The organism is Robertmurraya korlensis (genome assembly GCF_023715225.1).
GTDB lineage: Bacteria > Bacillota > Bacilli > Bacillales > Cytobacillaceae > Robertmurraya_A.
On the sequence record NZ_JAMBNS010000005.1, the window covers coordinates 47124 to 61132 of the forward strand.

Here is a 14009-nt window from a genome sequence, read left to right on the forward strand (position 1 = left end):
TTTGGGGATAATATCAAGTATTGGAGTGAACAGAGATGGGTGAGATTTTTCGAAACAGTTTAGAAAAAAGACGAAAGAAATTAATAGATAAATTAATAGCCTTCGATGTTTATAAAAAAGAAGATAAGCACCTTTTTGAGCTGTCATTAACCGAACTAGAATATGAATATAGACGATTTATTATCGAAAACCACCCGCATTCGGATCTAGGATCGATACGGATAAATCATAATCCGAAGAAAAATTAATCGTTAGTATAATATTAGTTCATCCAAATTGTAATGAATAATAGAGGTGAGATGAATGGCTGAAAAATACCCTGTTTTAGACGGTGCAGAAGCGTTTTTTTTCAAAGGAAATGACATTGGAATCCTAATTTCACACGGGTTTATTGGTACCCCTCAAAGTGTACGTTACCTCGGAGAAGGGTTTGCCAAACAAGGATTTACTGTTTTAGGTCCAAGATTACATGGTCATGGAACGCATTATAAGGATCTAGAGGAATGCACGAATCATGATTGGTTCCAATCTTTAGAAAAAGGATATCAGCAATTAAGACTACACTGCCATAGTATATTTGTTATTGGTCAGTCTATGGGTGGGACATTAACACTTTGGCTGGCTAAGCGTTATCCGGATATTAAGGGAATTATTACTGTAAATGCTGCTTTGGAAGTTCCGTCCTATGAGTATCTAAAAGGAAAAATCGAACCACGATTTCTAAATGAATCGGCTCCGGATCTACATGCAAAGGATGTTGTTGAAATTGCTTATCCGAAAGTACCGATCAAAGCCATTCATGAATTGCAAAAGTTAATGGAGAAAACTCCATCTATTTTACCAGATATTCAGTCTCCTGTTTTAGGAATTCATTCAGCGGTGGACCATGTCGTCCCACCAGCCAATACAGACTATATTCTTCGTAATATAGGTTCATCTATTAAGGAAAGAGTCGTGTTACAGAACTCCTACCACGTAGCTTCTATGGACTACGATAAGGATGTTATTGTATCAAGTGGAATAGGTTTCATTGAGCAACTTCTGTCGAGTAGTCCTATTAGTCCTTAAAAAGATCTCAACAACGAGATCTTTTTTATTTTGCTAACTATTAAAAATAATGATTGCTTTTATAAAAATTTCATATTATTATAAATCTATGTAATCCTATGTAAATTGTCGGATTTAAAAATATTCCTATTACTTCAAAATAATATTGCCGATCGGACCACCGAAGGCTCCTGTTAGTAACCTCTTATTCTTTAAATTTGGGGTTGCTTATAGGAGCTTTTTATTTTGAAATATAAATCGGAATATTTAGATAATTACAATTGGGATTAATAGTAAAAACAAATATAAAGGGGAAATTTACATGAAAACAAAGAAAGTTGTTGGTCTATTTATTGCTATTTTTATGGTTTTATTTGCAGTAGTAGGATGCTCCCAACAAGAAAGTTCAAGTAAGGATGAGAAAGAAAACAAAGAAAATGCAGCATCATCTAAAGAACCTGTAGAGTTATTGAATGTATCCTACGACCCAACACGTGAATTATATCAAGAGTTCAATAAGGAATTTGCTTCGTATTGGAAAGAGGAAACCGGACAGGAAGTAACGATTCAACAATCTCATGGTGGATCAGGAAAACAAGGAAGAGCCGTAATTGACGGACTAGAAGCCGACGTTGTTACCTTAGCATTAGCTTACGATATCGATGAAATTGCTAATAAAGCTGGTATCCTCTCAACGGATTGGCAAAAGAGATTAGAGGATAACTCAACTCCTTATACATCTACGATTGTATTTTTAGTGAGAAAAGGAAATCCGAAGAATATTCAAGATTGGGATGACTTAATTAGAGAAGATGTATCGGTCATTACACCAAACCCGAAAACATCGGGAGGAGCTAGATGGAATTATTTAGCGGCATGGGCTTACGCAAGCAAGCAATTTAATGGTGAAGAAGACAAAATTAAAGACTTTATGAAAAGTTTATACAAAAACGTAGAAGTATTAGATTCTGGTGCACGTGATTCGACTAATACATTTGTTCAAAGAGAAATCGGAGATGTACTAATTGCTTGGGAAAATGAAGCATTTCTTTCTATTAATGAGCTAGGAGAAGACAAATTCGAAATAGTAAATCCTTCCATTAGTATTCTTGCAGAACCACCAGTGGCTGTGGTTGATAAAAATGCGGAGAAAAAAGGGACTACGGAAGTGGCTGAAGCATACTTGAAGTACTTATATACTGAAAAAGGTCAGGAAATTGCGGCAAAGAACTATTACCGTCCACGTAATCAAGAAGTGTTAAAAAAATATGCCGATCAGTTCCCAGAAATTGAATTTGTAACGGTAGATGAAGATTTTGGAGGATGGCAAAAAGCACAAGAAACTCATTTTAACGATGGGGGGACCTTTGACGAGATTTATCTTCCATAGAGAAAGGTTTTAGGTGATTGTATGAGGAAAGCAATCTTTAAGAAGAATCAAGTGTTACCCGGATTTGGGTTAACGATGGGATACACGACACTCTATCTTAGTATTTTAGTATTATTGCCGTTATCCATGATTCTTCTCTATACAGCACAAATGGGATGGGAAGATTTTTGGGATACGGTCCTAGACCCACGGGTAGTTGCATCCTATAAATTAAGCTTTGGGGCATCCTTGGCAGCAGGTCTCATTAATGCGATATTTGGTGTCTTGTTAGCATGGGTGCTAGTGAGGTATTCATTTCCAGGGAAGAAAATAATTGATGGTTTAGTAGATTTGCCCTTTGCTCTTCCCACCGCTGTTGCCGGAATAGCATTAACCACAGTTTATGCACCTAATGGATGGATCGGGAGATTACTTGATTTTAAGGTTGCCTTTACACCCATTGGAGTGGTCATTGCCTTAACTTTTATCGGACTGCCTTTTGTGGTACGAATGGTTCAGCCAGTGTTGCAAAATCTCGAAAAGGAAGTAGAAGAAGCGTCCTCCTCCTTAGGTGCTAGTCGGTTCCAAACATTCCGGAAAATTATTTTTCCGGAATTGTTACCGGCCGCTTTAAGTGGTTTTACCCTGGCGTTTGCTCGGTCTCTGGGAGAGTACGGTTCCGTCGTTTTTATCGCAGGAAACATGCCAATGAAAACAGAAATCACTCCTTTGCTGATTATGACGAAGCTCGAGCAATACGATTACACGGGAGCAACAGCCATTGCAACGGTTATGCTTGTCACGTCCTTTATTTTATTGTTTCTTATTAATCTTATTCAATGGTGGACGAACAGGAAGTTCATTCACTAGAAAGAAAGTGGGGTTTCTATGGCTGGTAACGTACCTATTCAATTTTCTACTGTTCCACAAAAACAGCCTGCAGGAACATCAGATCCCAAGTGGGTACAATGGTTACTGATTACCATTGCTTTAGCCTTTTTAGGACTATTTCTATTTCTGCCTTTAATTACTGTTTTTATCCAAGCCTTTGCTAAAGGAGTCAATGTATATATAGAAGCAATCACCAATCCGGAAGCATTATCTGCTATTAAGTTAACGATTTTAGTGGCACTCATTGCTATCCCACTTAATGCGATCTTTGGTATTGCATCAGCTTGGGCGATTACCAAGTTTCAATTTAGGGGGAAAAATATCTTAATTACTCTCATTGATCTGCCATTCGCTGTTTCCCCTGTGATTGCCGGACTAGTATTTATTCTTTTATTTGGTTCAAGGGGGTTATTTGGGGAGTGGCTCTTTGATAACGACATTAAAATTGTATTTGCAGTCCCAGGGATTGTGTTAGCCACGATTTTCGTCACCTTTCCGTTCGTGTCAAGGGAACTCATTCCACTCATGCAAGCGCAAGGAACAGCGGAAGAAGAAGCTTCTATTACTCTTGGGGCGAGTGGTTGGAAAACATTTTGGTATGTCACCTTACCTAATATTAAATGGGCATTATTATATGGAATGATTCTTTGTAATGCACGTGCCATTGGCGAGTTTGGAGCCGTATCTGTCGTTTCTGGACATATAAGAGGACTGACAAATACGATGCCTCTTCATATTGAGATTTTGTACGGAGAGTATCAATTTGCTGCGGCCTTTGCAGTAGCCTCATTGATGTCATTAATGGCTATCTTTACGCTTATTATTAAGAGTTTCCTAGAGTGGAAGGCAAAAAAACAGATAAGTACTGAAATTTAATTGAACTAGAGGAGATCATACATGAGTATTGTTATTGAAAATGTTTCAAAATCTTTTGGCTCCTTTCAGGCATTGAAAGATATTAACCTAGAAATTCAAACAGGAGAACTGGTTGCCTTATTAGGTCCCTCAGGCTCAGGTAAAACATCCCTCTTACGGATTATTGCTGGCTTAGAATCTGCTAATCAAGGTTTTATATATTTTGATAAAGAAAATATCACTACGATTACAGCTAAGGAAAGAAAGGTAGGATTTGTCTTTCAGCACTACGCGTTGTTTCGACATATGACGGTGTTTGAGAATATTGCCTATGGGCTAAAGGTCAGACCTAGGAATGAGAGACCTAAGAAAAAGGATATAGAAGCTAAAGTTTATGAGTTGTTAGAACTCGTCAAACTAAAAGATCTTGCGAAGCGGTACCCCTCTCAACTATCAGGGGGACAAAGGCAACGTGTCGCTTTGGCAAGAGCACTAGCCGTTGAGCCGAAGGTCCTGTTACTAGATGAACCCTTTGGAGCACTAGATGCAAAGGTGAGAAAAGAGCTCCGCCGCTGGCTAAGAAGACTTCATGATGAGTTCCATATTTCCAGTATATTTGTGACACACGATCAGGAAGAGGCATTAGATGTTGCTGATAAAATTGTCGTGATGAATCAGGGGAAAATTGAACAAATCGGAACGCCGAATGAAGTGTACGAAAATCCTCAGACCCCATTTGTATATGACTTCTTAGGAAATGTAAATCTCTTTAAAGGAAGACTAAATAATGGAAAGCTTCTACATGGAAACACAGTAACCAATGTTCCAGATGGGGACCCTTCAGAAACTCGAGAAGCCATTGGATATGCCAGACCACATGATATAAATATTAGTCGAGTAAAATCAGATGAAGAAGAGGTCAAAGTATCCATAGCCCACTTGCATATCGTAGGACCATCCGTACAAATTGAACTAATACGAGAAGACACAAAGGAGTATTTGGAAGCAGAACTTCCTAAAGAACATTACACAAAGCTAAATCTAAAAGTCGGCGAAAAAGTTTTCGTTAAACCAAAGCAACTCAAGGTATTTATTCCGGAGGATTACATGATTTAGAATTAAAGAGCAGTTCCTTTTAATAAGGGATGCTCTTTATCTTTTTTAACGATGTGATAGAGTCTAATGGAAATTTAGAACGTGAGTTTTCCAGTATTTAGTGGGATCGGTGAACTAAACCCTCATTTAGAACATGTGATTTCCAGTATTTAGTGGAAATGTTGAACTAAACCCTCGTTTAGAATATGTAATTTCCAGTAATTAGTGAAATCGGTGAACTAAATCCTCACATAGAACATATTATTTCCAGTATTTAGTGGATCTGGTTAACTATATCCTCATTTAGAACATATATTTTCCAAAAACTAGTAGAATCAATGAACTAATTGACCATTTACCACAAACCACACTAAAAAACCCCTTCGGTTATAGCTAAAAGCTATAGCAAGAGATAGAAATCTAGTGTTACGTTATAATCATTTTCCTGTGCTACACTTACTTTAGATCAGAAGATTAAGAGTATTTAAAAAGAAAGTGGGAGATTATTGATGACAAAAACACTAGTTAAAGCACCATTTCGAGCCGATCATGTCGGAAGTTTATTACGATCAGAGAGAATTCATCAGGCCAGAAGGGATTTCCAAGCAGGTAATCTTACCGCACAAGAGCTACATTCTATTGAAACGGAAGAAATTAAAAACATCGTAGACAAGCAAATCGAGGTTGGGCTACAAGCTGTGACCGATGGAGAATTTCGTCGTAGATTTTGGCATACTGATTTTCTTGAACATTTACATGGGGTAGAAGGCTACGTTCCAGATCATGGTTTTGCATTTAAAGGGGAGGAAACGGAAAGATACGATGTGCGTGTGACTGGGAAAATCTCGTTTAACCAAGATCACCCTCATATAAAAGAATTTATCGAGTTCAAAGAAATTGTTGGGGACCGTGCCGTTGCCAAACAAACGATCCCAAGTCCGAACCAATTATTCAATGCAGGTATACGAAACATAGACATTTATCCAGACCTTGAAGAGTACACAAATGACATTATTCAAACCTACCGTGATGCCATCAAAGCGTTTTATGAGGCTGGTTGCCGTTACTTACAACTAGATGATGTATACATTGCTGGTCTTAATGCACCGAACATTCCATTTAATGATAGCGGGTACTCTCGTGAAGAATTAATCGATTTAGCTCTTCGAGTGGTGAATGGGGTATTAGAAGATAAACCGGAAGATCTGATTGTAACCACACACCTTTGCCGTGGGAACTACCGTTCGAAATGGGCATTTGAAGGTAGTTACGCGAAAATTGCCCCAACCTTATTTGCAAAAGAAAAAGTGAATGGATTCTTCTTAGAATATGATGACGATCGTTCTGGTGACTTCGGTCCATTGGAATACATACCAAACGGGGGACCACTAGTCGTGCTAGGGGTATTCACATCGAAACATGGGGAATTAGAAGATAAGGAAAATATTATAGCGCGTGTGGAAGAGGCAACCAAATATGTGCCACTTGAGCAAATATGTATCAGTCCTCAATGCGGCTTTGCTTCCACGCATCACGGAAATATTTTAACAGAAGAAGAGCAATGGGCGAAGTTGAAATACATTGTAGATATTTCTAAAGAGATTTGGAGATAAGTTTGAAGCGAACACCTTTATAAGGGTGTTCGCTTTTTTTGATAAATCTATCTTTGTGAATGTCCATATCAATCTTCTGCTAGCAAATGTGTCCACCAAATCGGAAAGATTTTTTTGCAGTTAAGGTGCAAATAAAAATAGGGTTAGTGCCAAGAAATTTGGCATAAAGTGTTCGCAAAATGTTCACAAATAAGCGTTTTTATTATTGGCACAGAAATTGCAAGTCTATATGTTAAAATAGTAAAAATTTCAAAATGTCTTTAATTATCTTCCAAATGTGAAGGCTTTTGTTCTGTAAATTTTATACTATTTTCGAGGTAAAATGAAAGCGTATACTTTTAAGGAGGGGCTTTACAATGAAAACAGGTACGGATCGTGTAAAAAGAGGGATGGCTGAAATGCAAAAGGGCGGCGTCATTATGGATGTTGTGAATGCTGAACAAGCAAAAATAGCTGAGGAAGCAGGGGCGGTAGCCGTAATGGCATTAGAGCGCGTTCCTTCTGATATTCGTGCAGCTGGCGGAGTAGCAAGAATGGCAGATCCACGTATTGTTGAGGAAGTTATGAATGCGGTTTCCATTCCTGTTATGGCAAAAGCACGTATCGGACACATCGTAGAAGCTCGAGTTCTTGAAGCAATGGGCGTTGATTATATTGATGAGAGTGAAGTGTTAACACCAGCAGATGAAGAATATCATCTAAATAAAAATGCTTACACGGTTCCTTTTGTTTGTGGTTGCCGTGATCTTGGTGAAGCAGCACGTCGTATAGGTGAGGGTGCATCCATGCTTCGTACAAAAGGAGAGCCGGGAACTGGTAATATTGTAGAAGCTGTTCGTCATATACGTAAGGTAAATGGACAAGTTCGTAAAGTCGCTACAATGAGTGAAGATGAATTAATGACAGAGGCAAAGCTACTTGGAGCTCCATATGAACTTCTTCTAGAGATTAAGCGTCTTGGACGTCTACCTGTAGTAAACTTCGCAGCTGGTGGAGTAGCAACGCCTGCTGATGCTGCACTTATGATGCAATTAGGTGCTGATGGAGTATTTGTTGGTTCAGGAATCTTCAAATCTGATAACCCAGCAAAATTCGCTAGAGCAATCGTTGAAGCAACTACCCACTACCAGGATTATAAACTAATTGCAGAGATTTCAAAAAATCTTGGAATCGCAATGAAAGGTATTGAAATTTCATCTCTATCCCCTGGAGCACGTATGCAAGATCGTGGTTGGTAAGGGAATTATATATGCCTTAGGTTGATACTCACATGACAAACAATGCGCCGATTACTTGTTAATGAAAACGCTTTTACATTTTAGAAAATTTAGAATATTTGCATTGACATTCATTTTTCTGACCTATATACTCGTGTTAGAAAAAGAAAATGATCCGTTGGTTTTGAAAGGTGGTTTAGGGCATGCAAACACTGGAAACAGTGATTGTTACAGGATATGCAAAAGCTCCACAGGGAACTTCCATGTATGAAATGTATAAGCATGCAGGAATTGTACTAGAAGTCGATCTGAAAGATCATAAGATTGTCGGAGCTGAATTCACATTCGTAACAGAACTAACGAAAAATTATTTTCAAAAACTGCTTATAGGCTACTGTCTTCAAGACGGTGTTGAGCACCTGATTAAACGAATTCAAGGCTTTTATTTTGCTCCATCCCAGCAAGCGATCATTGTGGCTCTTCAAGCTGCAGTTCAACGTTATTGGGATAACGTGAAGCAAATGAATACATAACGTTTGGTTATAATAAAGTGGGAAGATGACCTCTTCCCATGGTCTTATTAAAACCGGGCTGACATGAACTCTTTGTAAGGAATGTTCGTTGTAACGACATTCTTGATCGAGGATTTATGTTTGGCTCGGTTTTTTATTTTTCCAAATGTTAACCCCACAAAAGTCGAAGAGAGGAAGGGAAAATGATGAGCAAGCTGATTACATGCGAAGAAGCTGTAAAAAAGGTTAAAAGCGGCTCACGAATTATGGTAGGTGGATTTGGACTTGTAGGAAGTCCACTTTGTTTAATTGCCGCTTTGGCTCAGTCGGAAGTGAAAGACTTAGAGATTATAAGTAATAATCTTGGTGAACCAGGTAAAGGTCTTGGAGTTTTAGTACGGCAAAAACAAGTAAAAAAAGCGATAGGTTCTTATTTTACAAGCAACCCGGAGGTGGTTAAAGCCTACCAGGATAAGGAAATGGAAGTGGATCTTCTCCCTCAAGGAACGATGTCTGAAGCTATTCGAGCGGGTGGTGCGGGACTAGGAGGATTTTATACACCGGTCGGCGTAGGAACAAAAATCGCCGAAAACAAAGAAGAGCGTACCCTTAACGGTAAAAAATATGTGTTCCAAGAGCCTCTTAAAGCGAATGTTGCTTTCATTAAAGCGAAAAAAGCGGATCCATTAGGAAATCTCATATACAACCAATCGGCAAGAAACTTCAATCCGATGATGGCAACAGCTGCCGATGTGGTGATTGCAGAGGTAGACGAGATGGTGGAGGTAGGTGAAATTTCTCCTGAAGAAATTGTCACCCCTCATTTATACGTTGATTTTATCGTTGTGAAGGGCGGGAAATAGCTTGAACGTGAAACAATACATTGCTGCAAGAGCGGCGAAGGAATTAAAGCATGGCGATATCGTCAATTTAGGTATAGGGATCCCAACGCTGGTGGCTGATTACATTCCATCAGATGTTCAAGTTTTTTTACACTCGGAAAACGGCATCCTTGGAGTAGGTCCTAGCCCTGATCCAGAGGATATTGACGAAAATCTTGTTAATGCAGGGAAACTACCTGTCACAGTTTTGGAAGGGTCATCCTTTTTTGATAGCGCATCATCTTTTGCAATGATTCGTGGAGGACATGTAAGTGTTTCGATTCTTGGTGTGCTGCAAATTGATGCGATGGGGCGGATCGCCAATTGGGCCGTACCAGGAAAAAATGTTCTTGGTGTAGGCGGAGCGATGGATTTATTGGAAGGCTCCAAAAAGATTATCGTAACAACGCTGCATACGTCTAATAAAGGAGAGGCAAAAATTGTAAAGGAATTAACCTATCCAATCACATCGGAACGAAAAGTAGATTTAATCATTACCGATTTGGCGGTGTTCGAAGTAAAGGCAGATGGACTTTATCTTTTGGAGCTTTCACCTGAAGTTTCCCTTGAAGAAATTCAACAAAAAACGGATGCCCCATTCCGTATTGCTCAATCTTTCTATCATGGCAAAGAGGTGACTGCACCGTGGCTGTAATTGTAAATGCCTTTCGAACTCCTCTCGGAAACCTCGGTGGATCACTGGCGGATACGCGCCCGGAAGAGCTCGTATCTCTTATTATGAAAAATAACCTTTCGGCTTCTGGTTACGGTTCCAATATTGTCGATGAAGTCATCGTCGGCCAAACAAAACAGAGTGCGCATGCTCCGAATATAGCAAGAGTCGCGGCATTACAAGCTCATTTTCCAGAAACGATTCCTGCTTATACAGTCCATCGTCAGTGCGGTTCGGGTTTGCAGGCCGTCATTAACGGGGCAATGTCCATTTTAACTGGTCAAGCGGACGTAGTTTTAGCGGGTGGTGTTGAAAGCATGTCACAAGCTCCTCATTATACGGTTGATACTCGATTCGGTATGAAGATGGGAGATTTGACACTGTATGATTCAAATACCGAAAGTCAGCCAAAATCTCAACCAGAGGAGATATATGGTCGTTTCACGATGGGGCAGACAGCTGAGTGGCTGGCTGAAAAATATAATATTAGCCGTCGTGAACAAGACGAATTTGCCTTTATGAGTCAGCAGAAAGCGAAACGTGCCATTGAAATGGGCCATTTTGATGAAGAAATCATTCCTGTTCCTGTAAAGGAAGGAAAAAAGGGAATCAGACACTTTGCAATAGATGAGTACCCTAGATTGACGGACATTGAAAAGTTAGGAACGTTACGTTCTGTGTTTCAAAAGGATGGAACGGTAACAGCGGGAAACTCATCCGGTAGAAATGATGGTGCTTCGATGCTGCTGTTGATGTCAGAAGAAAAAGCGAACCAACTTGGAGTGGTTCCGATGGCTAGAATTCGTTCCTTTGCTGCAACGGGTGTATCACCAAAAGAAATGGGGATCGGTCCGGTTCCTGCATCACGAATCGCGTTAAATAAGGCAGGTCTTCGCTTAGAAGATATCGATTTGATTGAATTAAATGAGGCATTTGCTGCCCAAAGTCTTGCTTGTTTAAAAGAATGGGGCCTGAAAGGGGATAACGTGAATGTTAACGGAGGAGCAATTGCCTTAGGTCATCCACTTGGGTGCTCTGGTGCAAGAATACTCACTACATTATGTCATGAGCTGGAAAAACAAAAACGACAATATGGTCTTGCGACGATTTGTGTAGCGGGAGGATTAGGAATGGCAATGGTGGTGGAAAGATGGATGGAGTAAAAAAAGACTTCGTGTTTCATCGTGATTTAAAAAAGGAGTATCCGATTATTACTCATGGCGAAGGGGTCTATCTCATAGATGAGAACGGGAAAAAGTATTTGGATGCATGCTCGGGAGCGGTTGCAGCCAACCTGGGACATGGAATTGGTTCTATAGGAGAGGCAATGGCAGAGCAAGCAAAAAAAGCAGCTTTCGTCCATACCATGCGCTTCGAGACAAAAGCGTTGCATGAACTGGCAGAAACCATCGGCAAAATGGCCCCAGACCAATTAAATTTAGTGTATTTTACAACTGGTGGCTCTGAAGCAAATGAAAGTGCTTTGAAGCTGGCAAGGCAATATCATAGGGATGCCGGCAGACCGCAAAAGCATATTGTAATCGGTCGATGGCAGTCTTATCACGGTAACACCATCGGTTCATTATCCGCAGGAGGAGACGTAAAAAGAAGACATGCATACACTCCTAATCTTTTAAACTATGCCCATGTCTATTCGCCGTACTGCCACCGATGTCCATACGATCGTCAAAAAGATAATTGTCTCTCTAATCAAAACTGGACGTGTGTAACCGATATTGAAAGAACCATTTTAGAGCTTGGCTCTGAGAATGTGTCCGCATTTATTGCCGAGCCGATTGTAGGAAGCCAGCAAGGTGCTGTTCCACCACCGCCAGGATATTTTGAGAAAGTTCGGGAGCTGTGTGATCGTTACGAAATCGTTTTAATTATCGATGAAGTGATGACTGGATTCGGTCGGACTGGTACCAACTTCGCGACCGAACAGATTGGAATCAAGCCTGATATCATCACATTCGGAAAAGGGGTTTCAGCGGGTTATGCTCCGCTCGCCGGAATGATCGTTCATAATCGGTTAATCGATGGACTCATGCAACACAGCGACGGGAAATTTATTCACGGTTACACCTATAGTGGGCATCCTGTGTCCGTTGCAGCGGGTCTTGCTGCATTGAACGTATATGAGCGAGATATGGTGCTGGAAAACGTCAAAAAACAAGGTCCGTACCTTGTCAAACGTCTAATGGAGCTGAAGCAAAAACATTCTTATATATCGGATGTTCGGGGCAGAGGGCTTTTGATCGGTATGGAACTTGTGAAGGATTCTAGGCACGATCAGCTGTTCGAACCATCTGAAAAAGCGGCTGAGAGATTGAATGGAATTGCGATGGAACTCGGTGCGGTTTTTTATCCTGGTTCCGGTACTATTGACGGTACAAAGGGAGAACACCTCATCATCAGCCCTCCTTTAAATGTTACGAGAACAGAAATTGATGAGATTGTAGGAATTTTAGATGAATCATTCACGATATTCAAAGATCAATTAAGAAAGGATGAGATTTATGAAGTTGCAAAATAAAACAAATTTGATTAAAGAAAAAGCACAAAAACATTTATCACCGGTTATGACAAGGGTAACCGAGCTTGTCATTGAAAAAGCCCATGGTGCCAAATTTTGGACGACAGACGGCAAGGAGTATATCGATTTTGTTTCAGGAGTAGCTGTCAACGCAGTCGGACATACGAACAGAAAAATGGTTGAAGCCATTAAAAAACAAGCTGAAGACTTGATTCATCTAGGATTGAACTATGGTTATTATGAAACGGCAGCGAATTTGGCGGAAAAGCTTGCTCATATCACACCAGGGAATCTTGACACTGTCTTTTTCTCAAATTCGGGAGCTGAAGCTATTGACGGTGCACTTAAACTAGCAAAGGCGGCAACTGGAAGGCCCGCCATCATTGCTTTTGAAGGATCGTTTCATGGCCGCACATTAGGAGCAACAGCCATTACGGCATCAAGCTCTAAATATCGTCGTTATTATGAACCGATTCTAGGTGAGGTGTATCACGTTCCATATCCGTATCCTAACCAGCTGAAAAACATTAAAGAAGAAGAAGCTGAAGAGTATTGCTTGAATCAACTACAAAGATTGTTTGATTTACGCGTGGATCCTTCACGTGTCGCAGCCATCATCATTGAACCTGTAATGGGTGAAGGCGGATATTATCCGGCACCGCCAAGCTTTTTACAGGAATTAAGAAAGATTTCAGAGGAACACGGCATTTTGCTTATCTTTGACGAAGTACAAACAGGATTTGGCCGTACAGGTAAAATGTTCGCGTCAGAGCATGCGAATGTGACTCCTGATATTTTAGTACTGGCAAAAGCCCTTTCCGGTGGTATGCCTCTTGGCGCTATTGTTGCAAGTCGTGAGCTTCATGAAAAATGGCCGACAGCCGGTCATGGTTCGACATTCGGAGGAAATCCTGTTTCTTGTGCGGCGGCATTGGCTAACATTGAGGTCATTGAGGAAGAGAAGTTAGTAGAACGCAGCGCTACACTCGGTGTCAAGATTGTTGGCAGACTTCATCACTCGGTCGGACATTTACCGGGCATTGTTGAAGTCCGAGGAGTCGGGATGATGATTGGTATAGAATTCGATTCGCAATCTGCTTCTTTGTTTGTACCGAAAATCAAATCGAGAGCTCTGGAAAATGGCTTACTCATTATGAACTGTGGTGTAATAGGGCAAACAATCCGATTAATGCTGCCTCTTAATATACAAGAAGATGTGCTTGATAGCGGATTAACGATTTTAGAAGATGTGATAACAGAAACCATTTCAGGAAACTAATTTTCAGGTTCCTTGGAATACACGAAAAAGGAGGTCAGGTT

At 40.3% G+C, this 14009-nt stretch carries 14 protein-coding genes; all 14 read left to right on the plus strand.

The window, feature by feature from the left end; genetic code table 11:
- Positions 1-35 precede the first annotated feature (35 nt).
- The 14 genes from M3175_RS10650 to M3175_RS10715 all read left to right on the plus strand — a co-directional run bounded on the left by M3175_RS10650 (position 36) and on the right by M3175_RS10715 (position 13968).
- Positions 36-248: a Fur-regulated basic protein FbpA gene (locus tag M3175_RS10650; protein WP_251518742.1), complete on the plus strand. Its 213-nt coding sequence runs from the start codon at positions 36-38 to the stop codon at positions 246-248.
- A 55-nt stretch (positions 249-303) separates the two neighbouring features.
- Entirely contained in the window at positions 304-1068 is a 765-nt protein-coding gene (locus tag M3175_RS10655; protein ID WP_251518743.1) for an alpha/beta hydrolase, read from the plus strand.
- A 301-nt stretch (positions 1069-1369) separates the two neighbouring features.
- Positions 1370-2437: a sulfate ABC transporter substrate-binding protein gene (locus M3175_RS10660; RefSeq protein WP_251518744.1), complete on the plus strand. Its 1068-nt coding sequence runs from the start codon at positions 1370-1372 to the stop codon at positions 2435-2437.
- 21 nt (positions 2438-2458) lie between these two features.
- Complete coding sequence (gene cysT / locus M3175_RS10665; RefSeq protein WP_251518745.1) at positions 2459-3286, plus strand: sulfate ABC transporter permease subunit CysT; 828 nt, start codon at positions 2459-2461, stop codon at positions 3284-3286.
- 18 nt (positions 3287-3304) lie between these two features.
- A complete protein-coding gene (gene cysW, locus M3175_RS10670; protein WP_251518747.1) occupies positions 3305-4183 on the plus strand; it encodes a sulfate ABC transporter permease subunit CysW in 879 nt (292 codons plus the stop codon).
- Positions 4184-4204: 21 nt separating this feature from the next.
- Positions 4205-5278, plus strand: coding sequence for a sulfate/molybdate ABC transporter ATP-binding protein (locus tag M3175_RS10675; RefSeq protein WP_251518748.1), 1074 nt, complete (start codon positions 4205-4207; stop codon positions 5276-5278).
- A gap of 488 nt (positions 5279-5766) precedes the next feature.
- Complete coding sequence (locus M3175_RS10680) at positions 5767-6870, plus strand: 5-methyltetrahydropteroyltriglutamate--homocysteine S-methyltransferase (protein WP_251518749.1); 1104 nt, start codon at positions 5767-5769, stop codon at positions 6868-6870.
- A gap of 356 nt (positions 6871-7226) precedes the next feature.
- Positions 7227-8108 carry a pyridoxal 5'-phosphate synthase lyase subunit PdxS gene (pdxS, locus tag M3175_RS10685; RefSeq protein ID WP_251518750.1) on the plus strand — a complete coding sequence of 294 codons (882 nt, stop codon included), beginning with the start codon at positions 7227-7229 and terminating at the stop codon, positions 8106-8108.
- Between the two features lie 182 nt (positions 8109-8290).
- Positions 8291-8620: a DUF3870 domain-containing protein gene (locus M3175_RS10690; protein WP_251518751.1), complete on the plus strand. Its 330-nt coding sequence runs from the start codon at positions 8291-8293 to the stop codon at positions 8618-8620.
- Between the two features lie 185 nt (positions 8621-8805).
- A complete protein-coding gene (locus M3175_RS10695; RefSeq protein ID WP_251518752.1) occupies positions 8806-9462 on the plus strand; it encodes a CoA transferase subunit A in 657 nt (218 codons plus the stop codon).
- A gap of 1 nt (position 9463) precedes the next feature.
- Entirely contained in the window at positions 9464-10135 is a 672-nt protein-coding gene (locus tag M3175_RS10700; RefSeq protein ID WP_251518753.1) for a 3-oxoacid CoA-transferase subunit B, read from the plus strand.
- Positions 10126-11316 (plus strand): thiolase family protein, encoded by a 1191-nt coding sequence (locus tag M3175_RS10705; RefSeq protein WP_251518754.1) that lies wholly within the window; start codon positions 10126-10128, stop codon positions 11314-11316. The genes M3175_RS10700 and M3175_RS10705 overlap by 10 nt, the downstream gene beginning before the upstream one ends.
- Entirely contained in the window at positions 11304-12689 is a 1386-nt protein-coding gene (locus M3175_RS10710) for an aminotransferase family protein (RefSeq protein ID WP_251518756.1), read from the plus strand. The genes M3175_RS10705 and M3175_RS10710 overlap by 13 nt, the downstream gene beginning before the upstream one ends.
- Positions 12673-13968 carry an aminotransferase class III-fold pyridoxal phosphate-dependent enzyme gene (locus M3175_RS10715; protein ID WP_251518757.1) on the plus strand — a complete coding sequence of 432 codons (1296 nt, stop codon included), beginning with the start codon at positions 12673-12675 and terminating at the stop codon, positions 13966-13968. Before M3175_RS10710 ends, M3175_RS10715 begins: the two co-directional genes overlap by 17 nt.
- Positions 13969-14009 lie beyond the last annotated feature (41 nt).